Annotated in this window: 22 protein-coding genes and 1 tRNA gene; 5 read left to right on the forward strand and 18 right to left on the reverse strand. The window is 42.6% G+C overall.

Annotation, left to right across the window (positions count from 1 at the left end; translation table 11 throughout):
* Positions 1-275 precede the first annotated feature (275 nt).
* The 6 genes from AC1RM2_RS15930 to AC1RM2_RS15955 all read right to left on the reverse strand — a co-directional run bounded on the left by AC1RM2_RS15930 (position 276) and on the right by AC1RM2_RS15955 (position 5,512).
* On the reverse strand, positions 276-2,102 hold the full coding sequence (locus AC1RM2_RS15930) for a hypothetical protein (protein WP_492986185.1): 1,827 nt from the start codon (positions 2,100-2,102) through the stop codon (positions 276-278).
* Positions 2,103-2,202: 100 nt separating this feature from the next.
* A complete protein-coding gene (locus AC1RM2_RS15935; RefSeq protein ID WP_492986187.1) occupies positions 2,203-2,610 on the reverse strand; it encodes a hypothetical protein in 408 nt (135 codons plus the stop codon).
* A gap of 238 nt (positions 2,611-2,848) precedes the next feature.
* A complete protein-coding gene (locus AC1RM2_RS15940) occupies positions 2,849-3,349 on the reverse strand; it encodes a hypothetical protein (RefSeq protein WP_492986189.1) in 501 nt (166 codons plus the stop codon).
* 159 nt (positions 3,350-3,508) lie between these two features.
* The gene (locus AC1RM2_RS15945) at positions 3,509-3,940 is read right to left on the reverse strand and encodes a hypothetical protein (protein WP_492986191.1); all 432 of its coding nucleotides are present in this window, start codon (positions 3,938-3,940) and stop codon (positions 3,509-3,511) included.
* An 86-nt stretch (positions 3,941-4,026) separates the two neighbouring features.
* Positions 4,027-5,304: a site-specific integrase gene (locus AC1RM2_RS15950; protein ID WP_492986192.1), complete on the reverse strand. Its 1,278-nt coding sequence runs from the start codon at positions 5,302-5,304 to the stop codon at positions 4,027-4,029.
* Between the two features lie 134 nt (positions 5,305-5,438).
* Positions 5,439-5,512, reverse strand: a tRNA-Pro gene (locus AC1RM2_RS15955).
* Positions 5,513-5,764: 252 nt separating this feature from the next.
* On the opposite strand from AC1RM2_RS15955, the gene AC1RM2_RS15960 reads away from it, so the two are divergent.
* Genes AC1RM2_RS15960 through AC1RM2_RS15975 form a run of 4 tightly spaced genes read left to right on the forward strand, consistent with a single transcriptional unit; the run spans position 5,765 to position 10,509 of the window.
* A complete protein-coding gene (locus AC1RM2_RS15960) occupies positions 5,765-9,094 on the forward strand; it encodes a DUF4175 family protein (protein ID WP_492986193.1) in 3,330 nt (1,109 codons plus the stop codon).
* 1 nt (position 9,095) lies between these two features.
* The gene (locus AC1RM2_RS15965; protein WP_477446020.1) at positions 9,096-9,518 is read left to right on the forward strand and encodes an ATP-binding protein; all 423 of its coding nucleotides are present in this window, start codon (positions 9,096-9,098) and stop codon (positions 9,516-9,518) included.
* A complete protein-coding gene (ybeY, locus tag AC1RM2_RS15970) occupies positions 9,518-9,949 on the forward strand; it encodes an rRNA maturation RNase YbeY (protein ID WP_492986194.1) in 432 nt (143 codons plus the stop codon). Before AC1RM2_RS15965 ends, ybeY begins: the two co-directional genes overlap by 1 nt.
* A 41-nt stretch (positions 9,950-9,990) precedes the next feature.
* Positions 9,991-10,509, forward strand: coding sequence for a glutathione peroxidase (locus AC1RM2_RS15975; protein ID WP_492986195.1), 519 nt, complete (start codon positions 9,991-9,993; stop codon positions 10,507-10,509).
* Positions 10,510-11,159: 650 nt separating this feature from the next.
* Here the strand turns inward: AC1RM2_RS15975 and rplS are convergent.
* The 11 genes from rplS to recQ all read right to left on the reverse strand — a co-directional run bounded on the left by rplS (position 11,160) and on the right by recQ (position 19,002).
* Positions 11,160-11,507 carry a 50S ribosomal protein L19 gene (gene rplS / locus AC1RM2_RS15980; protein ID WP_090651474.1) on the reverse strand — a complete coding sequence of 116 codons (348 nt, stop codon included), beginning with the start codon at positions 11,505-11,507 and terminating at the stop codon, positions 11,160-11,162.
* 188 nt (positions 11,508-11,695) lie between these two features.
* The gene (locus AC1RM2_RS15985) at positions 11,696-11,941 is read right to left on the reverse strand and encodes a hypothetical protein (RefSeq protein WP_492986196.1); all 246 of its coding nucleotides are present in this window, start codon (positions 11,939-11,941) and stop codon (positions 11,696-11,698) included.
* A 4-nt stretch (positions 11,942-11,945) separates the two neighbouring features.
* Positions 11,946-12,437 (reverse strand): hypothetical protein, encoded by a 492-nt coding sequence (locus AC1RM2_RS15990; protein ID WP_477382595.1) that lies wholly within the window; start codon positions 12,435-12,437, stop codon positions 11,946-11,948.
* Between the two features lie 43 nt (positions 12,438-12,480).
* Positions 12,481-13,044: an RNA polymerase sigma factor gene (locus tag AC1RM2_RS15995; RefSeq protein ID WP_492986197.1), complete on the reverse strand. Its 564-nt coding sequence runs from the start codon at positions 13,042-13,044 to the stop codon at positions 12,481-12,483.
* A gap of 132 nt (positions 13,045-13,176) precedes the next feature.
* Positions 13,177-13,851 (reverse strand): tRNA (guanosine(37)-N1)-methyltransferase TrmD, encoded by a 675-nt coding sequence (trmD, locus tag AC1RM2_RS16000; RefSeq protein WP_492986198.1) that lies wholly within the window; start codon positions 13,849-13,851, stop codon positions 13,177-13,179.
* 24 nt (positions 13,852-13,875) lie between these two features.
* Positions 13,876-14,748, reverse strand: a complete 873-nt coding sequence (locus AC1RM2_RS16005) for a hypothetical protein (protein ID WP_492986199.1) — start codon at positions 14,746-14,748, stop codon at positions 13,876-13,878.
* Positions 14,749-14,840: 92 nt separating this feature from the next.
* Positions 14,841-15,212 (reverse strand): VOC family protein, encoded by a 372-nt coding sequence (locus AC1RM2_RS16010; protein ID WP_492986200.1) that lies wholly within the window; start codon positions 15,210-15,212, stop codon positions 14,841-14,843.
* A 59-nt stretch (positions 15,213-15,271) separates the two neighbouring features.
* A complete protein-coding gene (locus tag AC1RM2_RS16015; protein ID WP_492986201.1) occupies positions 15,272-15,658 on the reverse strand; it encodes a VOC family protein in 387 nt (128 codons plus the stop codon).
* Between the two features lie 15 nt (positions 15,659-15,673).
* Positions 15,674-15,874, reverse strand: coding sequence for a helix-turn-helix transcriptional regulator (locus tag AC1RM2_RS16020; RefSeq protein WP_492986202.1), 201 nt, complete (start codon positions 15,872-15,874; stop codon positions 15,674-15,676).
* 2 nt (positions 15,875-15,876) lie between these two features.
* Positions 15,877-16,296, reverse strand: a complete 420-nt coding sequence (locus AC1RM2_RS16025) for a hypothetical protein (protein ID WP_492986203.1) — start codon at positions 16,294-16,296, stop codon at positions 15,877-15,879.
* A 534-nt stretch (positions 16,297-16,830) separates the two neighbouring features.
* The gene (gene recQ, locus AC1RM2_RS16030; RefSeq protein WP_492986204.1) at positions 16,831-19,002 is read right to left on the reverse strand and encodes a DNA helicase RecQ; all 2,172 of its coding nucleotides are present in this window, start codon (positions 19,000-19,002) and stop codon (positions 16,831-16,833) included.
* A gap of 347 nt (positions 19,003-19,349) precedes the next feature.
* On the opposite strand from recQ, the gene AC1RM2_RS16035 reads away from it, so the two are divergent.
* Positions 19,350-21,845, forward strand: a complete 2,496-nt coding sequence (locus tag AC1RM2_RS16035) for a M14 family metallopeptidase (RefSeq protein WP_492986205.1) — start codon at positions 19,350-19,352, stop codon at positions 21,843-21,845.
* 157 nt (positions 21,846-22,002) lie between these two features.
* Here AC1RM2_RS16035 and AC1RM2_RS16040 read toward each other — a convergent pair whose 3' ends face one another.
* Complete coding sequence (locus tag AC1RM2_RS16040) at positions 22,003-24,450, reverse strand: TonB-dependent receptor domain-containing protein (RefSeq protein WP_492986206.1); 2,448 nt, start codon at positions 24,448-24,450, stop codon at positions 22,003-22,005.
* Between the last annotated feature and the right edge of the window lie 72 nt (positions 24,451-24,522).

Genomic DNA, 24,522 nt, shown 5'->3' on the forward strand with positions numbered 1-24,522 from the left:
TAATTGTATTAAAAGGTGCTGATTGTCTTCGATAACAAATTATTAGGGAAGTCTACCTTTTAAGAAATGTGGCTAAACTCCGCTCCTTCAATTACGATAACCATAGAAACAACAAAAGCTGCATATGGCAGCTTTTGCACTCAATCCAAACATCGAACATCCACTAATAGAGTAGGATTTCTGAGTTTGTCGGATTGATAGATTGATTGACGTTTGACTAATCCAAAACTATCACTTCCCCATAAAAGGGTAATATCATTCTAACTTCGGATTGATCAATCAAATGGCGATAGGTTGCTTAAATCTTTCTTATCACCAATAACAGTTATATGCTGGCCGTAGCTTGTTGTTCTGGTCGTTTCAAAGAATTTGGCAAGCATCGATATGGTTGCTTTTGATTTGACATTAGCCTCTTTACACAGCTTTGGCATAATGGCTTTTATCTCCTCGTCGGTGCGTTCAGAATCGGCAGCAAATTCATTGTAAACAAAAGGTTGAAGGCGTTTAGTGTCTTTGACTTCCTGGGCTGACTTGGCATATCGCTGCATAACCGATTGCCTAAAGTTTCCTTTGAGCATGCCATCATAACCTATCAAGTCATAAATACGTGTCAATTCTGGAAATAACCGTCGGAGGTTTCGTATTAGATCGTAACTGTTGTGTAATACAAACTTTCTGGGCTTATTTGATTCCAGTAGATCAAGCTGCCTATACGTTTCCATTTGCCTTTCTTTGATACTCATTCGATTGGCTCTATAATTCCGATCCTTATCGCCGATTTGATAGTCTTCGTGAAAAAACGTTGGAGCAAAGTGCTTATCCTTCAAACTGTATGCCGTTTGCAAATTATCGAATTGCTGATAATATCCTTTGACACGCTGTTCGTAATGATAGTTATCAACCATAAAATCATTTACTTCACCTGCTTTAGTATAATAGTCCGAGGTTGGCGACTCGTCAAGATAGAACTTAAGCACATTGCTACTTGATTCACTATCCAAGCGCTTCAAAAGACCTACTACTTGATTATGGGTATCAAACACGCCATTTAGATAAGCCCTTGCTTCGTCCATAGTTTTTGATTGCAGTTCGGGCTTGAAGTTGGCTATGTGTGTAATTGAACTAATCCCATTTCGAAAACGACCTACAATTTGAACAATGTCGGTAGTTGGGTCTAATGTACTGTGTTTGGCAGTAAAAACATCTGTTACCATAACAACATGCGGCTTAAAGTTAAGTTTAATATCCAGGGCTGAGAAGTACCTGCTCGTTAGAAACACATAATCATCAAGTTGCTTCAAATCAAGTTGATGATCCATTCTATCGAACTTATGCGATTTTAATTGGGCAACGCTCTTCTCACCACAGTAAACAAAGCTTTTGGCCCGTATATCAAGAATATTAATGATATCAACAATACAGGTAGTAGAGTTTACGAATAGAAATACTGGGGTTTTAGACGCTGTTTCGATCAAATGCCGTTGTAAACTATCGGTAACGCAATTGGTTCCAATGACCTTGATAGCCTTTTTGTAATCGTAATCCGGCTCTATTATGTATCTGTCCAATTGTGAAAGCAATGGATGTGAATACTCTAAAGGTGTAGCTGATACTAATGCTCTACCCTCAAATTTTGCGAACTGGTCAATGGGAGCGGTAATCTTCCCCCTGTAGTTCACATCTGTAATGATTCGCTCGCACTCGTCAAACAGTAAGAAGTATTCGGAGTACAACGTTTCTAAATCATTTGCAAATACATCCAGTATCTTAGCAAAGCCCTCCGGCGTTGTAAGAATCTTTTTGTACGTTGCTGCCGAATTGATATAGGTTTCGATTTGATAAACATCTACACCTTTCAATACTCCTAAGATTGCCATAGATGTAGGGTTTGCCTTGTTCCAAACTTTTACCTTGTCCTTAATGACCGGTTGGTGTGGAACTATAATTATACTGTTGCGTTCTGAACGTATTTCTGATTCGGTGGCACCGCATCCGGTCACTTCCTTGTAGAGTATACAGTTATTAGGTATGCCAGTTGATTTGAATGGTTCTACTTCACTCAAGTATTGGTCTTTGGATAATTTGATCGTTGTTGTTTTCATTTGGACAATGGATTGCCTGTCGATGCTGTACATCGGTCAGTTGACTAATAAAATGTTTGGATAAGTAACCCGGCAACTGAATTGCTGCCGGGTTGATAAATTAGACAGCCGTAGCTTCCTTAGCTACTTTAATTAACTCGTCAAGGGTGAAGTTGATATTGATTTTACCATCTTCATAGGCGGCAATTAATTCCGCGATGCCGCCACCAAGCACAATTTTGCACTCGTAGGTAGCTCTACCTCGACTAAACACGCGCCATTCATAGTTTTTAATGTTAGGGTTGTCACTAACATAAGGATTGCCTGCAATATTCATGCGTTTAAACATGCAAGATATTGCCACGCCAGAAGCTTTCGCTTCATAAGGAGTGAGACCTTCTCCCCATTCGAGGAATGCAGCTGGGAGTATAAATGGATTTTCGCCTTCTAGTCCGAAGAACATGCTGGCGGTTAAGAGATTGGAAGATGACTCATTATGCGAGTCATCTTTAGAAAAGGGATGTTTCATCCTTAAGAAATTATATTGTTCATTCCATCTTTCATTACCGTCGAGACAGACAATTTGCGACCATCATCTTTCAAAGTTTGTAAGCTATTATGCTTACTCGCTGATGACAGTACAAAGGTTGAAAGGGGAAAAAGAGAGTTAAAGGAGAGTTACTTATATGCTTCTTAATTGGACTAAAGTGCCTGATAGTCAGTCAGATTTATTTTCTTTTGCAATGCGATAATTTATCACTTGCAAATCAAATTTCCCCAACTTCTGCCGCTTCTTTCATCATTAACCTGACAGTTTCGCTTGATAATCCATTTTCCAAATAATACTGCACTAAATCGCTGTAATTCTTGGGGAACGGCTTCGGCTTTCTTATCTTAAGTAGCTTAAAGACCGCAAAGTATTCGAATAAGAAAGAAGCTATAGCTCGCTTGCTCTTAAATAATTGTTGCTGAGTTAGATAGTCGCTCACTACCACACCTAATTGTAATAAAGAACCATTTTGTTTAATGATATTTCGTTTATATTGCCTGTAAAGCTTTTTAAAGTCATCTGCTGACAACGGTGCTGTTGAAATGGTTTTGTAGAACGGGGTATTATTCTCCTCGTGCTCCTTGAGCATATATCTTATTGTTTGCCTAAACAATTCAGGCTGGATATGTCGGGGTAATGCAATAGACGTGATCGACTCTCCATCAAAGTTTTTCAATGCACCATCTCCAGTCAACGTAAATAATAAGTCCTCCGGCACATACAACTCTGTTTCACCAACATCAATCCTAATATAAGAAATTATATCGCCAGGATTCTCTTGTATTCTGTACTCAATAATTTCTTCCTCAGAATATTTATCAAGTAACGTGACCTTTGCAAAGAAGTCTTCTACCGTATATGGGTCATGTAACGGTTTTTACGCTTTGTTTTTACGGTAGCTCGAAATGTGAGCTTCAGAGTTCTTATAGAGGTCTAAAATGAAACGGGTGTAGTCCAACAACCGATTGTGTTTAGCATTAAAAATGCTTTCCTTTTGAGCATCTTCACCATAGAATTTGATAAGGTAGAGTAAATGATTCCGGTGTTGCTGACCAATTTTATGTTTAGTCAACATTGCATCAAATGCCTTGTTAAAAGATTGTAATTCATCAATCGATTTGAATTGCGTTCCAAAGACCCCACCAAAAGCACTCACGTAAGGATCGGGAGTATTTTTCCACATGCTCAAATAGAATTCATCGTTTGCTGCTAACCCTTTAATTTCCGCTAATAAAGGATGAGCATGTGTATTGATTAGGAAATCTTTGGTTACTGAGATGGGTTTAGAATAGTATTGAGGCTCGGACATTTGAAAGCGTATAACGTTGATGGTTGCTATCTTTAAAAGGTGCTAAGGTAAAAAAAGCAGGACAGTTGAACCATCCTGCTAACCATTTACATATCAAACATTTTATTCTCCCAACTTTCAATTACACCCTTTTCAAATTCATCAAGATAGGTTTGAGTTTGCTCCTGCGTTGCATGACCCAACGCCTCGGTTATAAAACTGGTGTTGGCTCCCGAACGCTTTAAGCCGGTTGCATAGCTATGTCGACCAACGTTTGTAGTAAGCTTCAGGTTGGGTTCATCTATCAACTTAGCCAGCTTCTTTAGATTATCATTAACTGCTTTCAATGCGGTTTTCTTCCTCGTGTACTGTTGCTTTAATGTTATGTGAATACTAAGGTTAAGAATAGGAAACACGAACCCATCCGATACAGCGTTGCTCTCTTTAAAGTATTTTAATATAGCTAAGTTGTGCTCGTTGAGTGGTATTTCGAATTGTCCTCTTGTTTTCTTCCTAACATAGTAGATGTGCGTTTCTGAGATATCTTTCCATTTCAGATAAGTCATGTCCACAAAGTTCATCCCTCTGCTGTAGTAGCTGAACATAAACATTTGCTGCGCTAAGTGGAGTGCAGAGCCTGGTTCTAAGACAAGATTTCTAAGTTTCCCTATCTTGTCAAGTGCGATAGCAATCTTCTTTGTTTTGTGATCAAGCCGTTTGTTAACACTGTACTTCTTTTCTCCAAATGGGTACTCCTCTTGCTTCAGAAGTTTTTCCTCAATAGCCTGGTTGAGAATTCTTTGGATGTTCCGCATCTTAATGCTAATGGTCGTGTCCTTGTTCTTGCGCTCGTTTCTCAACCAGTACTCAAAGCTTTCAAGAAACCTTACGTTAACATCTGTAAGCAATGCATTAAGTCGAAACTTCTTTAAGATATTACGAACGTCATAACTTAAACCGGATTGACCAACTCGTCCTTGTTCGTCAAGGATAGATATTTGGAGGGAGTAATATTCCTGAAGTGATGTAATCTTAGGTCGCTCTTTATGTTTCAAATCGGCTTCAAATTGATCAAAGCTGAATGGCTCCTTTTCTAATTCGTAACGTTGGAGTAGCTTTTGAGCTTCGGTAAGTTTGCTTTCAAGTATCGCGTTACACTCTTTGTAGAACTGAAAGCTTCTACGGAACTTACCTAACCCATTGTCTTCGGCTTCCGCGGGTTTCCAATCTTCAATCTTGCATCGCCATTGCAAAGACTGATTTGTTACAAGCATGTTTAATACAAAGAACCGACTTTGTCGTTCATGTGTTACTCTTAGAGCAACAGCGTATTCGTTGTTAGATAACTTTTGTTTGGTTTTAAGAACTATCGCTATTGTAGCCATAACTGATTTGTTATGACAGTAACCGGAATCAGGAGGTCAACATGAAGGTCAACACCGAGGTCAACAAATGCAAAAGAGCACATTCAATTGGTCAAAAACCTCTTAAATATGCGCTCTATTGCTTCTTTCTTTCGTCGGGATGAGAAGATTCGAACTTCCGACCTCCAGCACCCCATGCTGGCGCGATACCGGGCTACGCTACATCCCGAATAATGTAGGAGTACAAATATATAATTTGCGAATTTAATTCAAAACTGTAAATTAAATCACCGCCTTTTTTAGTGCAAAAGATACTTTTAAGCTGGTTTATAGTTTTGACAAAGCTGTTTCTGACATTAAATTGTTAAATATCGAACGGATGCCTTTTATTGTATTTTGATTTTTTATCTTAACACCCTGTTAAATATAATTTACGAATATTTTTCGTTTAATTATGTATTTGATATTTTAGCGCTGAACTATGACTTCTGCCGAAAATTATGAATTACTCATTGAAAAGATAAATATCTTTATAAGGAAGTATTATTTTAATAATTTTTTGCGCGGCCTGATATTTTTGGGCGCAGGTTTATTCTCGGCTTATGTAATAATTACACTGAGCGAATATTTCGGAAATTTTAATATTCTCTTCCGTACTATTCTTTTTTATTTTTTTATTCTCCTCAACGCGGCCCTGGTGTGCTGGCTCATATTACCCCCGTTGTTGTCATGGCTTAAATTAGGTAAGTCATTAACGCATGATGAGGCAGCTGCAATTATCGGTAAACACTTTCAGGATGTAAACGACAAATTGTTGAACACCCTACAACTAAAAAAACTGGCTGCAGATGACGAAAAACACCGCTCTCTCATCGAAGCCAGTATCGATCAAAAAATAGAGTCGTTAAAGCCGGTAAGCTTTCCATCAGCTATCAACATCCGCGAGAATAGTAAATATCTTAAGTATGTTCTGGTACCGGTTGCCGTTATCCTAATCATCGCTTTGGCCGCGCCCTCTGTTTTAACCGAAAGCACAAAAAGGCTGATTAGGCATAATGAGTTCTTTGTGCCTGCTGCCCCATTCAAATTCAATATACTCAACAAAACCCTTTCCGTTGTTCAAGGCGATGACCTAAAGCTGGATTTGAAGCTGGATGGCGATAAATTACCTGCCGACGTATATGTAGAAACCGCCAACAATACCTTTAAGCTTGATAAAGAGAATATAAGCCGCTTTCATTACCAGTTTACAAATTTGCAGCAAAATACCAAATTCAAGCTCATTGGCAACGGTTTTACATCGGCCCTGTACGAGATTAAGGTGAACCAGAAACCGGCGTTACTTCATTTTGATGTAGAGTTAAATTACCCAGCCTATCTGCATAAAAAAAATGAAATTCTTGCAAATGCGGGCGATTTGGTGATACCAGCCGGAACAGCAGTCAAATGGCTGTTGCACACCCAATATGCAACCGGGCTGCAGTTTTTTATGAATAATGAACCACGCCAGGCGGTGGCAAATGGGCCAGGTTTATTTGTACATGACGAAAAGGTTTACAAAAACGCGGTTTACAGGCTTAACCCTGTAAACAACCAGGTAAACCACAGCGACTCGGCTACCTACCATATCAACGTAATTTTGGATGAACCACCGGTGATCAATGTTGATGAAAAACCTGATTCGGTAAGCATGAAATCGCTATATTTTAATGGAAAAATTCAGGACGACCATGGCTTTTCGGCTTTGAATTTCCATTATAATGTGCAGTCATCCGGCAATAAGGCTAATACAAAGACGTTTGTAAAGCGTGTGGAGGCAGATATGGGACAAACGCAGGCAGATTTCTTTTATTTCTGGAACTTAAAAGACATGGGCATTAGCCCGGGCGATCAGGTGACCTACTTTTTTGAAGTAGCAGATAATGATGGCATAAACGGACCCAAAAAAGCCCGCACTCCCGAACGTACGCTTCATGTACCCGATGCTAAAGAAGTAAACCAGCAATTGAATGCGGGCACCGAAGCTATCAAACAAAAAATGCAATCGGCCATTAAACTGGCCGGGCAGGTTGAAAAAGAATCGCAGAAACTCAACCAAATGCTGCTGAACAAAAACAGTCTTTCGTTTGATGAAAAAAAACAGGTAGAAGACCTGCTGCAAAAACGGAAAGACCTGGAAGATTTGGTAAAGGAAATAAAAGACGATAACAAAAAAAACCTATACAACAGGCAGGAAAATCAACGGCAAAATGAAGAGATTCTGGCCAAACAAAAACAAATTGAAGACTTGTTTAACAACGTGCTTGACCAAAAAACAAAGGAATTGTTACAAAACCTGCAGCAATTACTAAACGAGCAACAAAAGGACGCCACCCGCGATGAACTCTCCAAAATGCAAATGGACAACAAGTCGCTAAAAAAGGAGCTTGACCGCATGCTGGAGTTATATAAGAAGCTGGAGTTTGATCAGAAACTAAACCAGCAAATTGATCAGCTGAATAAGCTTGCTGATAAAGAACAAAAGCTATCTGAACAAACAAAGCAACAAGGCGCCGATAAAAACCAATTGCAACAGGAGCAGGATAACCTGAAAAAGGAATTTGACGAGGTAAAAAAAGGATTTGACGATTTGCAAAAAACAAATGAACAAGCCGAGCACAAAAGCGATTTCCAGAATCCCGAAAAAGAAACACAAAGCATAACGCAAAAAATGGAACAAAGTGCCGGCGATTTACAAAAAAACGATAAAAACAAAGCCAGTAAATCGCAAAAGCAGGCTGCTGACGAAATGAAGGATTTGGCCAGCAAGCTACAGCAACAAGATCAGGAGGGCGAAAGCAAAGAAAACGCTGTTGATGCCCAGCAACTACGTGAGCTGTTGAAAAACCTGGTGAACAGTTCCTTTAGCCAGGAAAAGCTGATGCAAACGCTAAAGACCACCAGCCCTACAGATCCTGCTTATATCACATTGTCGCAAAGCCAAAAGGACATTAAAGACAACCTTAAAACAGCCGAAGATAGTTTGTATGCACTCAGCAGGCGAATCCCGCAGATTCAATCAACCGTTAATACCGAAATTGGCAGTATAAATTCCCGTATAGACCAGGCGCTGGATAACCTGGGCGATAGGCGCACGGCCGAAGCCAACCGCAACCAGCAGCTTGCCATGACATCCATGAACAACCTGGCCCTGATGTTGAGCGAAGCATTAGATCAGCTGCAAAAAATGATGAATAAAAGCAAGGGCGGTAAAGGCAAGCCGCAATCAATATCGCAGCTAAACAAAATGCAGCAGCAGTTAAATAAAAACATGCAAAAAGCGCGAGAGCAAATGCAGCAGCAAGGTAATAAACCAGGACAAAGCCAACCCGGGCAAGGCAACATGAGCGAACAATTGGCCCGTATGGCGCGCCAGCAACAACAGATAAGACAACAGCTGGAGCAGATAAATCGTGAAGAAAATAAGAATGGTACAGGTAAATTAGGTAATTTAGATAAAATTTCGCAAGAAATGGAACAAACTGAGCGTGATCTCGTAAACAAGAAGATTACAGACGAGGCGTTAAAGAGGCAACAACAAATACAAAGCCGGTTATTGGAAGCTGAAAAAGCGCAACAGGAGCGTGAGCAGGATCAGCAGCGAGAAAGCCAGGCCGGCAAAAATATACCTCCGGGATACATAAAAGCGTTGCAGGGTTACCAGCAACAACGGGCAAAACAGACAGAACAGGTAAAAACAGTATCTCCGGCACTTAATTTGTATTACAAGCAAAAAATTAAATCTTACTTTGATCAACTTAATGCCAAATAATATGGAACAGGCAAATGTTCAAACCGGCGAATTATTCACGTTACAGCTACCGTCGAACCCGGAGAGCATAACGCAGCTTGAAGCGCTGATAGAAGAGATTGCTGACAAATACCATGTTGCAGACGATACCTTTGCCAACATGATGACCTGCTTAAACGAAGCCGCTATAAATGCTATTATACATGGCAACAAACTTGACGCAACCAAAAAGGTAATTATTAATGCCGATGTTGCCCCAAAGCGCGTTATATGGACGGTTACCGACGAAGGTGAAGGCTTTGATTATAATCACCTGGCCGACCCTACAGCGCCAGAAAACCTGGAGAGCCTTACCGGCCGTGGCGTTTTTATCATTAAACACCTGGCCGACCAGTGCATTTTTAATGCAAAGGGCAACGAAATTGAACTACATTTTAAAATATAATGCCCGCTATCAGCTTTTTTGAAGAAGACATAAACTATAAGCTAAAAAACAAAACCCTTGTGCGCCAATGGATTAAAGACACCATTGTTGCCGAGGGTTTTAAATTAAAAGAGCTGAACTACATTTTTTGCTCAGATGCTTACCTACTTAGCCTTAACCAGCAATACCTCGACCATGATACGTATACGGATATCATCACTTTTGACAACAGTGAGGTTGAAGGCGATATTGTGGGCGATATTTTTATATCGATAGAACGCATCCGCGAAAATGCTATCAAGTTTGGGCATTCGGAAACTGAAGAACTTCATCGTGTTATTATTCATGGGGCGCTGCACCTGGTAGGCTACACAGATAAAAGTGTTGTTACAAAGAAAAAAATGACACAAAAAGAGGATGAGTATTTAGCTAAGCGAAGTTTTATTGGCTAATTTTACCTGCATATTTGTTTAACCATCAATTATTTAAAACCATGAAATTACTTTCTTTAATATTGGGCTTCGTTTTAATGACGACCGCTCCATCTTCGGTTTATGAGTTTAAGCTGAAAACTATCGATGGCGACAATTTTTCGCTGGCCAAATACAAGGGCAAAAAGGTATTGATTGTAAACACAGCTTCAAAATGCGGCTTTACCAAACAATACAAAGATTTAGAAGCATTGGCCGAAAAATACAAAGGCAAACTGGTTGTAGTAGGCTTCCCGGCTAACAACTTTGGCAGCCAGGAGCCTGGGACGAATCAAGACATCAAGACCTTTTGTCATGACAATTTTAACGTAACCTTCCCGATGAGCGGAAAAGTTAGCGTTTTAGGTTTAGATATTGATCCTTTATTCCAATACCTTACAACAGCGCCAAATCCTGATTTTACAGGTGACATCAAATGGAACTTTGAAAAGTTTTTGATTGACGAAAATGGCAAACTGGTACACCGTTTCAGGTCGGCAACAACGCCAATGTCTGAGGATATTACCAAATACCTTAACTAAGACATCAGATATTATGATTTTGAAGGCTTCGGTTCACCGGGGCCTTTTTTGTTGATTGCTGGTGGCCCTGCTGCGTGGAAAATTTTTCGGAACTCTGAAGGAGGAATGACAATCGTCTTAACCCCCAATGTCATGCTGAATTTATTTCAGCACCCCACGTGCTAAGTATACATCATACGGATTACTTGTCCTGTGGGATCCTTCACTACGAGGATGACGCCGCTTTTACAGCACGTCATAGGTCGCCTGTCGAAAGACAGCGGGCAGGGCCTCTACGCGCGAGTCTTCGACAGGCTCAGACTGACAGGTCCGCCTACCTCACAAATACAACACGTCATGGGCAGCCTGCTGAACGATGATGGACGAGGGTATTCCCTATATTGTTAAAAGAGTGTAGTGTTGCGCAACAGGTGAAACAGCAAAAATGATCATTTGTCTAATAATCAACAAATTACGAATTGTCATAATTTACAAACCGCAACAGTAGTCAAAAAGCAGTGCTAAAAGTCATTCACCTGTCAATGAGCGACAGCAAATTGATTCAGGTGCCTTTCCTCAATTTTTTCCATAAAAAAGGCCTTTCCCGACGAATCAGAAAAGGCCTTTTTTGAAAGCTTTGGTGTATGCCTCTTAAAAAAGAGGTTGGGTAATTAAACTCTTTTTGATTTGATACGAGCTGCTTTACCGGTAAGGGCACGCAGATAGTATAATTTAGAGCGACGCACTTTACCAACGCTGTTCACCTCTATTTTATCAATGTTTGGAGAGTTAATAGGGAAGATACGCTCAACACCTATACCGTTAGAAACTTTACGAACAGTGAATGTTTCTGAGTTACCTGCGCTGTTACGTTGTATAACAACACCCTGGTAAAGCTGGATACGTTCTTTGTTTCCTTCTCTGATTTTATAATGCACACTTACAGTATCACCGGCCTTGAAGGAAGGAAACTGTCTTTTTTCTATTGATTGCTCTTCAACAAATTTTACTAAATCCATGATTTTTAGCTCTTAAAGCGATTTTTAGCCCGTAAAAATCGGATTGCAATTATAGGGCTTTTTTTTGATAAATAAAAACCTATTTTAAAAATTTCCACAATTTGTAATTTGTTAACAATTTGGGGGTGGTGAATGGTTGATTGGGTTGATTATGTGAGTGGTTATTTATCGCTTTTGCAATCGCTAAACTAATCCTCCAAATCGTCGGCAACAGTCCTTTTCTCGGTAAAATAGGCTATCACGGTATAAAACAGGCCGATGATAAGCAGGTTAAAAACAAAATTGATGAGCGTATCGCTTACCGAGTGTGAGCGTTTGTCGATATCGATAAATGTGTAAACAGCATAGGCAAATGCCATGACGAATATGAGCCAGCCGGCAACAGCGGTGGGCAAATAAAAAATTCCTTTACGGGTAAACCAGTTTAATTTCATGAGCTTAACTTTTAATGGAGATACTTTCGGTCATTACATAACTTATAAAAACAAATACAATAGCCAGGCTGATCAGGATGAGCACTATGTTCCAAAGCTTTACTTTAATGGTAATGCTCACCTCCTTCACCTTGCGCCTGTCGGGGTCGATGTTTTTTACACCTACGTGCAGTATGGAAAGCACATTGATAATGATGCAAACGATGGGCAGTACAAATAAAACTACCGGCCCCAGGAAATCGATAAAAGGAACTTTTGCCAGTCCCGACATCAGGCTAAACATAGCCGCGAACCAGCCCATACGGGCATGGAAGAAATAAAACATAAACACACATAATAAAAAATAGCAGGGCACTGCTATAAGCCACACCCCAAGCGCGGCCGAGCGGCTGGCATTCATGATGGCCATTTTTACCGTATTTTGATGCTGCGAAGGGTTTACATCCGGTACTTTTAAATTTTCCATTTGCTTTAAAAATTCATCGTTATTTTTCATGTTACTTACCCCTATAATGCGTTAACTCATTTTGGTTGCATTGCTACAACATGTTTCTTAATTTCTCTAATCCGCGCGACAGCAGCGATTTAATCGTTCCTTCGTTTTTACCCAATATCTCGCCAATCTCGGTATTGGTTTTTTGCTCAAAATAGCGCAGCGATATTACTTCCTGGTATTTTATATCCAGCTTCAACAGGTTCTGGCGTACCCGGTTATAATCGTCATAGGCTTTAAGCTCCTGCTCCATCATCTCCCGTTCGTCGGCAGCATTTTCATGCAGCAGTTTCTCCATCTGGGGGTTTTCCATCAGCTGCTGTAACGATTGAGGTTTGTACTTACTGCTACGGTAATATTGATTAAGCTCGTTGGTAGCTATGCGGTACAGCCATGACGATAGGCGGATGCCCCGCCATTGAAAGCCCCCGATTTTTAAAAAAGCTTTTAAAAAAGTCTCGGCGGCAATATCCTTCGATAAATCATAGTCGCCGGTGCGGCGCATAACATAGCCAAATACAGGTTTGTACCATGCGTCAAACACCTGCCCAAAAGCAGCCGCGTCCGTTCGGCATTGTTCAATAAGCTGGGCTTCCTGGCTGGGGTTCATGATTACAACATACCTGTAATGCAAAATGCACGGTTTGGTTGCAATCTAATTTAGAGAAAATTGGTGAGTGGTTGGATTCCTTATGTTCAATACAATCGCTATTAAAAAGCTCCCCCTTCAGGGGGCCGGGGGCTATTCCAACAAATCCGGCCTCCGCTGCTTTGTGCGTTCAAGCGCCTGCTCAAAGCGCCATTTTTCAATTTCGGGGGTATTGCCGCTTAACAGGATATCGGGCACTTTGTGGCCATTCCAGTCGGCGGGGCGGGTGTATACAGGGGCATCCAGCATATCGTCCTGGAACGAGTCGCTAAGGGCCGAGGTTTCGTCGCTGAGCACACCAGGGATAAGGCGCACAATGGCATCAACCAAAACGGCTGCCGGCAGTTCGCCGCCTGATAGTACATAATCGCCTATGCTAATCTCGCGGGTAACATAAATGTCGCGGATGCGCTGGTCTATCCCTTTATAATGTCCGCATAAAATAATGATATTGCCTTTAATAGAAAGCTGGTTGGCGATAGCCTGGTTAAGCCGCTCACCATCAGGCGACATAAATATCACTTCATCATATTCCCTTTCGGCCTTTAGCTTTTCGATGCAGGCCGCAAAAGGCGGAATGGTCATCACCATGCCGCTGCCGCCGCCGTAGGGGTAATCGTCTACACTTTTTTGTTTGCTGGTTGAGTAATCGCGCAGGTTATGCACATGAATTTCAGCAATGCCCTTTTTTTGGGCACGCTGTAAAATAGAATGTGCAAAAGGACTCTCTAACAAACCCGGCAAAACAGAAATAATATCAAAACGCATGTGCAAATATGCGGATTATTGATTTCAGATGTGCAAATATGCAAATTTCAGATGTTGGATAAACTTGGGCGTTTTAAACCGCATTAATTCAAAAGTAACAATGAAAACAAATTGTAAAGCCACCAGCCCCAATAATAATGCTACCCAGTAATCAACGCTGTATAGTACCCAGGTTAACACAATAAGTAAAGCATAAACGATGTAAACGCTTATCAGCATCGCTGTAAGCCTGATAGATTCTTTGATATTATCTTCGTTTTTCCCCTTCGAAGCTATCCATATCAAGGTAAATGGAAATATCAGATACAGCGTAATCTCCGGAACTTTTATATTCCATCGTGATAAAACAATCAGGATTATTGCGCCAATTAAAAAAATTAAAGTAAGCCATTTTCCTACTATATTAAATGGTAGATAAGGCAGGTAAAATGGTCGCCCCATTACTCCTTTGATACGTAAATAGTATAGCCGTGCAATAAATATGATCAGCAGAAAAAGCAGGTTATAGTTAATAACGATATCTGAAACAACACTGTTATGCCACCTGAAAATTCCTGATAAAAATATGATTATCAATAGCATCATCAAAAAAAGGTGTACCAATACCGCCCAATATAAAGCATTCAGCCTTAACTTATAAATTTGAGCGCTTTCATCTTTAAACTTCGAAAATCCGATAAATAACAAACCTCCAATCAATAAGGTGGTTGCAACTTCATCCGTGAAGTTATCATGCCCCGTTGCTAAAAAAAATCCCGAACGCCGAACAGGACCATAGCTCAGAAAAGGGATAACATAATGGCCAAACTGAAATAAAGCACCCAAAATGAAGCCGGGGATAGCCATAGCAATCCCTATTATTTTAAAATGCCAGGAAAATAACAAAGAGGGTTTCATTGTGATTGGGTTGAACCTAAAAGTAAGCAAAAAGGTGCAGAAATCAATATATCTGATTCTTGATCCTTTATTCTGCCATTCTTGATTCTCCTCTACCCCCTATGCTGGTAAATGCTCCATAAATTACCCGCCGGGTCTGTAAACGTTGCGGTTATCTCCGGGAAATCTTTACCTATCGGCTGTACTATATTGCCGCCATTGGCGGCAATAGTTTTCACCGTAGCTTCGGCATCATCAACCATAATAGATATAATAAGGCCTGGTTCTGCCTGGGGCTTGCGGCCGGTTACCCACATGCCGCTTACCTGGCCCACGCCGTCATCAAAAGAGGCGTTCCCCTGGTTATCCTGCCGGATATGCCAGCCAAATGCTTTTTGAAAAAAAGCCGCTGATACCGCGATATTATTCGCCGGGATCTCGATATAACAGATCTTGCCGTTACCAAAAGTGGGTTGGTTTGCCATGGTTATTTAATTTTAAGATCGTGAATGAGTACTTGACTCTTGATTCTAATGTCTTGATTCTATAGCGACTTCTGTATCTGCCACCGGTGCCCAAATGGATCTTCAATACTGCCCTGGCGGTAGCCATAATCATAATCCTGCACGGGCGAGGTGATTTTTGCGCCGGCAGCAACGGCCTGCTCAATAACGGCACGCACATCCGCTACAAACAGCCCAATAACTACAGAATGCCTGCCGCCTGTAAGGCTATGCAGGCCCGAGTGTAACGTTTGTTCGTGCAGATGAAACATGGCTCCGTTGATGGATAATTCGGACACATGTATAGTTCCATCATCGTTGCTGAAACGCCGGAGTTCTTCTGCGCCAAAAGCATCAATATAAAAGCTAATGTCTTTTACGCCATTGGGTATGGCCAGTTCGGGGGCAAAAACAGGTTTATCTTTCATCGTTATCAGGTTTAATTAATCTTCATCATCTAATATAAATATAGCCTCAACCGGTTTGCCAAATACGCGGGCTATTTTTAGGGCCAATACGGTAGATGGTACGTAGCGGTTGCTCTCGATTGTATTAATGGTTTGCCGCGATACACCAATAGCCTGGGCCAAATCGGCCTGGGTTATGTTTTTGATAGCGCGCTCAACCCTTATGTTGTTTTTCATCGCTATTCCTTAATTAAACGGTTATTCTGGAAAATCTTCCACCTGAAACGGATAATAAAGAATACAAGGGGCACCAGTAAATTTAAAAATAAAATATGTTCGGTATCTGTAGAAAAAATGAGGCTGACGATCAAAAACAAAAAGTTAACATAAACCGACCATTGTAACGAATCGAGCCGGAGCCGCACTATCTGCTCATCCTCAATTTTTTCTTTCGAGAAAGCTGCGATAAATAAGCCAATGGCCATCAACAAGGTTGTCGACATAAAAAACAGGTGCCTGCCATTAAAAATGCCATCGGCCATGCCATCTCCATGCATTCCCATCAATTGTTTTTTATATAACACAATAGGGATATGCACAACTACCAGGAAGTAGCCCAAATAACGCCCCCAGTACGGAAATAAGAATAAAGGTTTCATTGCTGTAAAGTTTGATTTACCAAATGTAAAACAAACTTTACAAATGTCAAATATATTTGACATTTTATTCTGGGCAAACATGTAAACAGTTAACCGCAATAAGCTTATTGCATGAGGAGATATAAGCATCAACCGACACCCTGTTTTTATTGCTGATCCTGGATAAATGATCCGGGTGCCGAAGAGACTTGTATTGGCTAACACCATGCAAAAATATTTGAATGCCTAATTTCTTCAACAAATTCGGTGTTAACCATGTTAAAATACAAAACATTGATTATCATATTTTTATAAAAGAATATCTGAAATGTGTTAAGTTATGTTAACCATGTTTATATGCGTTTGCCCTGACATTTTATTTAACAGGACGGAGACTCGCCCCGGCAAGAAATATAAATTGAGGCACCTTCCTCCTGTTCCGCCTCGTCGAAAGAGTAGCAGTACGCCGGTTGGAGGGTCGGCGAGTGGGTTTTAGCAGGGGGCGATCGCCGGAAAGGCCGACGCTGTATTAATTATAAAACATGGGGGAGCCCGTTACACATTCCCTCGACTCATCCAACTTATCACCGCTTTAATTTCGCCGTAACTGTAGTTATCGCCGAGGATTTGTTTGAGGGGCGAGAGCATTTGGGAGCCGTAGCTTTCAACGGCATCTTTAATGGCGGGGATTTTTTGGGCGGGTACCAGGGCTTCTACCTCCAGCTCGCCCGATTGCACAAAAAAGCCAAGGTGGCTTTCGATGGTCATGGGCGAGAGGCTGCGCTCGGTGGCAATTTCGGCAACTGTTTTGCCGGTTTGGTAAAGCCTTAGCGACTCGGTACGGGTATCGTTTGTTTTGCGGGCCTTAATGGGCTGTGCCGGCCGGACGGACGCTGCCTTGCGTTCTTTCTTGGGCGATTTATAGGCAATTTTTGATTCGAGGCCTTTTTCTTTGGCGTAATCTTTCACGGGCTGCAGCAGCTCGCGGCCGTAGCGGGCCAGTTTTACATCGCCAAAGCCAGAGATCAGGCGCAGCTCGTCGAGGCTTTGCGGCAGGTAGGTGGCCATCTCCACCAGGGTAGCATCGGATACAATGATGTAGGCCGGCACGTTCTCGTTTTGCGCAATATCGTTGCGTACACGTTTGATGCGGCTCAGCAGTTCGGCTTCGTGCGGTGGCGCCTGTACGTGGGTGTGGGTTTCTTCAACGGTTTCGCTTTCAATAAACTCAACCTTTTGCAGGCCTTTTAGCACGGCGGCACTTTGGTCGGTTAGTTTTACAATTGGGTATTCATCGCCGCCCATTTGCAGGTAGCCCATGGTAAGCAGCTCGCGAATGTAGCGCTGCCAGTCGGGCTTACTGATATCGGCACCAATGCCATAGGTTTTAAGCTGTTTATGTTCGTCGCGGATCTTTTCAGATTTCGATCCGCGTAAAAAATCAATCACATAGTTAATGCCGAAACGCTCGTTGAGCCGGGCCACGGCCGAGAGGGCTTTTTGGGCTATCAGCGTGCCATCAAAGCGTTTAAACTCGGTAAGGCACACATCGCAGGAGCCACAATTGGGCGGGAAAGCCTCGTCAAAATAGTTCATCAAGTATTGGCGGCGGCAGCTTTGCAGCTGGCAGTAGCGTACCATATCGTTCAGCTTGTTCAGCATAATGCGGCTTTGGGCCTCGTTACCCTCTATGCGTGCAAAATGCTGCAGCTTACCTGCATCGCCCGGCGAATACAATAGCAATGCCTCGGATGCCAGGCCGTCCCTGCCTGCACGGCCGGTTTCCTGGTAATAGCCCTCGATGTTTTTAGGCAGGTCGATATGCACCACGTAGCGCACGTTTGATTTATTGATGCCCATGCCAAAGGCGATGGTAGCTACGATGATCTTCACTTCATCGCGCAAAAAGGCTTCCTGGTTGCGTACCTTGGTTTCGTTGCTGAGGCCGGCGTTGTAGGCTTCGGCAGCAAAGCCGGCGGCTTTCAGATCGTCGGCCAGGTCTTCGGTAGATTTACGGGACAGGCAGTAGATAATGCCCGATTCGTCCTTCCGCTCATTTAAAAAGTTAACCAGCTGCTGAAAGCTGTTCTTTTTGGGGATAACCCGGTAGGTGATATTTTCGCGGTTAAATGATGATACAAATACTTTGGGCTTGTTAAGATTGAGTTTCTCGAGGATATCCTTTTGTGTAAGCTTATCGGCAGTGGCGGTAAGCGCGATGACAGGCACATTCGGGAACTCGGTTTTCAGCTGGGCCAGCATCAGGTACTCGGGGCGGAAATCGTGCCCCCATGACGAGATGCAGTGTGCTTCGTCGATAGCTATCTGTACTACATTCAGTGTTTTTAAAAACGGAACCAGTTTGTTCTCGGCACCAAACAAACGCTCGGGCGCAAGGTATAGCAGGCGGATTTGGTTGTTCCTCAATTTTTCTACCAGTTGGCGCTGCTCCTCGGGGTTTTGTGCCGAGTTTAGGAAAGCTGCCGGGATACCGCTTACGTTCAGGCTATCTACCTGGTCCTTCATCAAGGCAATAAGCGGCGATATAACGATGGTTAGCCCGTTAAGTAATACCGCGGGCAACTGGTAACATAATGATTTGCCGCCGCCGGTTGGCATCAGCGCCATTACATCCTGCCCATTTAATATATGTTGGATAATGGCGTCCTGCTGGTGCCTGAAAGCGCTATAACCAAAATATTTTTGCAGGGCCTGGAGAGAATTCATAGATGTGCAGATATGCAGATTGATTTTTGTTTTTCAGGGGCAAATTACAAATTATCAGGGAGATTGCTAAAATTTTTAGATTTTTTGTAGATGGATTTTGTCTGAACTCGGATTAAGCAGATTTTTCGGATTATTTGGATTTTGATTTTCAGACTTCGATTGTTTAAAGAATCGAGGTAATCTCTTAATCTGACGAATCCGAGTTCAGATAAAATCATCTGCACATCTGAAATCTGTAATCTGCACATCCAACCAATGTAACAATCTGCACATCTGCACATTTGAAATTTGCACATCTGCACATATTTTCCGCATATTTAGCTTTTACTACTATCTGTATCAATTTTATGATAAAAAAGCTACTTGTTGTGCTATTGGCTGTTGTTTCGGCAACGGTATCCTTCGCCCAAAAAATACAATCGCCGGATGAATTCCTGGGTTATAAGCTGGGTACCCAGTTTACCCCGCACTACCGTATTGTGGAGTATTTTAAATATGTTGCCCAGGCTTCAAAAAATGTAAAGCTGCAACAGTTTGGGAGCACTAACGAAGGCCGGCCCTTGCTGGCCATGTTCATTGCATCGGATGAAAATATTGGCCGTTTGGAGGAGATCCGCCATAATAACCTGCGGGTAGCCGGTGTAGAAAGCGGACCTGTTATTACCAACGTACCCGTAATTACCTGGTTAAGTTATAACGTGCATGGTAATGAGCCGGCATCAAGCGAAGCCGCCATGTGGACTTTGTATGATTTAGTCGACCCATCAAATGCCCAAACCCAGGCCTGGCTTAAAAACACGCTGGTGGTTATTGACCCTTGCCTAAATCCGGACGGACGCGACAGGTATGTTAATTTTTATAACTCGGTACACGGCATTAGCCCCGAGGCCTACCCAACATCGCGCGAGCATGCCGAACCTTGGCCGGGCGGCAGGGTAAACCATTATTACTTTGACCTTAACCGCGATTGGGCATGGCAGCAGCAAAAAGAAACCCAGGCCCGTGTTGGTTTGTTTAACCAGTGGCTGCCACAAATACATGTAGATTACCACGAACAGGGCTACAACGCCCCATACTATTTTGCACCAGCTGCCGAGCCTTATCACAAAGACCTTACCCAATGGCAGCGCGATGCGCAGGTGATGATTGGTAAAAATAACGCCAAATACTTTGACCAAAATGGCTGGATGTACTTTACCAAATACGAGTTTGATTTGCTTTACCCGTCTTATGGCGATACCTATCCTTTATACAATGGGTCGATAGGGATGACTTATGAGCAGGGCGGTATAAGCGGCGGCCTGGCGGTTACCACCCGCAGCGGCGATACGCTTACGTTGGTACAGCGGGTGGCGCACCACCACTCAACCAGTTTAAGCACGGTGGAAACGGCATCGGCCAATGCGCAAAAATTCAAGGATGAGTTTAAAAAGTTTTATGATAACAGCCGGGCCAACCCGCCGGGCGAGTACAAAACCTATGTTATTAAAAACGATAACAATAATAAAATAAACGCCATGGCCAAACTGCTTGCCCGCAACGGTATTCAGTATGGTTTTGGTTTGGCCAATAAATCGGTTACGGGGTATGATTATATTAACGGCAAAACCGAACCTTACGCTGTAGGGCCTAATGATCTGGTGGTAAACGCCTATCAGCCTAAAGCGGTATTGCTGCATGTACTGCTGGAGCCCAAAACTATTATCCCCGATTCAAATACGTATGATATTACGGCATGGTCGCTCCCGTATGCATTTGGGTTGAAGGCTTATGGGGTAAAAGAGTCATTAAAGCCGGCAAGTGCCGAGTGGAGTATTACCGCGCCAAAGCCGCTGGTGAATACCCATGCTTATGCCTATGTGTCATCATGGTCTTCGGTAGCTGATGTAAAATTCCTGGCGGCTTTGTTTAAGAAGAAGATTAAAGTGCGCTACGCCGAAAAACCATTCGATGCAGCCGGCAAAACCTTTGCACCCGGCTCGTTATTAATAACCCGGGCAGGTAATGATCGGGCCGATTTTGACCAGGTGGTTACCCAAACCGCTGCCGAACTTAACCAGGAGGTTACACCGCTTTCATCGGGCTTTGTGGATAAAGGATCGGACCTGGGATCGGATGCAGTTAAATACATCCGCCAGCCTAAAGTAATGCTGGTTGCCGGCGATGGCGTAAACTCCGAAGCCATGGGCGAGGTATGGCACCTGTTTGAAGCGCAGCTGGGCTACCCTATTACGCTGATCAGGTACCAGGATATTCCCCGCACCCGCCTGGCCGATTTTGATGTGGCTATTTTTCCGGACGGACGCTACGATGATTTCCCATCCGAGAAGTTGCAAAACTGGGTGCGCGATGGCGGCCGGTTAATTGCTATTGATAATGCCGTGGCAACACTGGTTGATAAAAAAGGCATCCTGCTGAAAAAGAAAGAAGATAAAAAGGATGATAAGGACAAAGATAAAACCGTTAAAATTTATGGCGAGCGCGACCGTGATGCCATCCGCGAGCAAATTCCGGGTGCTATCTTCAAGCTTAACCTGGATAATACCCATCCGCTTGGTTTCGGTTTACCAGACTATTACTATTCACTTAAACTGAACGACGATATCTACGAGCTGTTTGGCGATGGTGATGGCTGGAATGTGGGCACCATTAAAAAAGACAGCTATGTATCGGGCTTTGCCGGTGCCAAAGCCAAACAGAAAATCAATAACGGCTTATTGCTTGGGGTACAATCCCTGGGGCGTGGCTCGGTTATATATATGGCAGACGATCCACTGTTCCGCAGTTTCTGGGAAAATGGTAAACTGCTGTTTAGCAACGCTGTGTTTATGGTGGGGCAGTAAGTTTCAGATGTGCAAATGTGCAGATATCAGATGTGCAGATGAAAAAGAGGCCGATCGTACGTTGGATGATCGGCCTCTTTTAATTAATGACTGATGTTTTTTGCAAATCATTTAAAAATCATTTGCATATCTGCACATCTGAAATCTGCATATCTGACTAATTGTTCCCTTTCACCCTGCCCTTTTCGTCGTCGGCGCCGCTGCGGTGCTGGCGTACTTTGATGGAGTTGTTGCCAAAGTTGTAGGTGAGGGTTAACCGGCCTACCCTCGAGTCGTTTTTCTGTTTAATGGTGAACTCATTGCCAAGTGCGTTACTGCTAAGGTCGTTACGGCGGATGTTGAAAATGTCATCGCAGGCAACTTTAACATTTAGCTTTTTATCCATAAATGATTTGCTTATGCCCAAATCTACCGAGTAGCGGGGCCTTATTTTGTAAATGGCATAAGTTAATGCCGATTGATAATCGCCCATGAGCTCTAAACGAGCGCCCGCAAATTTAAAGGTCTGTGTCATCCTGGCCTGGTATGCCCATTGTCCATCCTTAAAATTTTGGCCGGCCAGCGTATCTGATTTAAAGCCCAGGTAAAATGCTGTTACATTAATATTGCCTTCCCACCATTTGGTTATAGTAAAGGGAGTATTGATATTGGCGTTATAACCAGTTTGTGTTTGCAAATTTGCATTAGTTTGAAACGTCTTTTTACCTTCGGTTAATATCAGTTCTGTAATGGCATTGGTAGTGTGGCTGTAGCCCAGGCTCACGTTAACTGTTTTTTTATAAGTGTAATTTAATTCAAAATTTTGAGTGTATTGCGGGTTAAGGAACGCGTTGCCCTTGCTAAAGGTATATGGGTCCAGGTAATAAATAAAAGGGTTCAAATTGTCGTACCCGGGCCTGTCAATCCTGCGGCTGTATGAAAAGCTAACTTCATTTTTATCGTTAATGGTATGGTTGATAAAAGCGCTTGGGAAAAGGTTAAGATAACTGCGTTTTACCGGTGTGCTGCCCATCAGGTTTCCGTTCGATTGGGTGTTTTCGGCACGTAAGCCAAGCTGTACCGATGTTTTTTTGAATTGTTTGTTGATATTCAAATACCCGGCCTGAATTTTTTCGGTATAGATGAAGTGATTGGACCGGCCTTTATCATTAATAAAAACACCGTTGCTATCTATCTGCGCACGCAGGTCATTGTCGGTTTTAACACTGCTGAATTTAGCCCCAACTTCAAGCTTGATGGTTTTAGTGAGCGGTTTGGCGTAATCAACTTTGCCGGTATATATGGTGATATCTGACGGCGTTTGGTTCAGCAAAATCTGCGACGCCCTTTGCGGACTGCCATCTGCTAAAAAATAATCGGTATTGTAGCGGGCATCAGAAAAGTTTCTGAACTTGGAGTAATCCAGGTCGACGCTTATTTCCTGTCCGCTGGTATCTATTTTATATTTGTCGTTAAGGTTAAGCGCAAAGTTTTTATAGGTTTGAGGTATAGTGGATACCGTATGCAAGGATGAATCGGCCACGCCGTATTGTTTGCCAATAATGGTGTGTGTATCATTGGCGTCATTACCGCTATTGTTATAACCGCTCACTACAAAACCGATGATATGCTTGTCGGTAAGGTCATAATCTGCACCTAAGCGATAATTATTATAATGATTTGATCCGGGCATTGATGATTGCTGATCAAAATATGTTTTGTAGCCGGCGCTATCGGTAACACGTTTAATGCCGAGGTTATGCCCGCGCTTATTATCGCCATGGCTAAATGTACCAAACATATTCAGCTTACCATCCTTATGGTTAAGGTTTAAGCTGCTGTTATCGCGCCAGTACCAGCCGCGGGCAATACCGGCAGTAATACTTCCGTTTGTGCCCGATTGGGTATTCTTTTTAAGTTTGATGTTGATAATGCCCGAGTTGCCAGCAGCGTCATATTTTGCTGATGGATTGGTGATAATCTCGATCGATTTGATGGTATTACCGTCAGTCGAGCGTAACAGTGTAGCCAGTTGCGCGGCGGTAAGGTAAGTAAGCTTATCGTTAATCATTACAGTTACGCCCTGTTTGCCTTTAAGGCTAATGTTATCGTCCTTATCAACAGTTACGCCGGGGGCCCTTGCCAAAATTTCCATTGCGGTATTACCGGCGGCAAGTACACTGCCTTCTACATTCATTACGGTGCGGTCAATTTTGCGCTCAATAAGCGGTTTGGTGGCAGTAACGGTAACCGTTTTTAAAGTTGTGTTGCCGGGTTGCATGTTTAAAACAGGCACCTCGACTTTGGTTGAGCCTTCGGTAACGGTAAAAGGTTTGCTCACCGCTTTTACATAACCAACAACGGTGGCTTTTACCAGGTATTTACCTGCGGGTATTTTATCAAAAGAGTAAACGCCATTATCGTTACTTAAAGCCCCTTTAACTACGGTGGAGTCGGTTGCTTTTATGATGCTTACGCTGGCGTAGTCAAGCGGTTTGCCCTGGTCATTTACCAGCGAACCTGATACTTTGGCGGCACCCGTATTGCCGGTTTGGGCAAAGGACGCACTCCAGCTGATAACTACAAGCAGGAGTGTGTATAATATATGGTTGATTTTAGTTTTCATTATTGTGTTGTTAAAAAGTTTGGGCAATACAATGCCGTTAAGGAAAATAGTTCCTTTTAAAATTTGTAAATA

The sequence above is a fragment of the Mucilaginibacter sp. GW822-FHT03E02 genome (genome assembly GCF_058801545.1).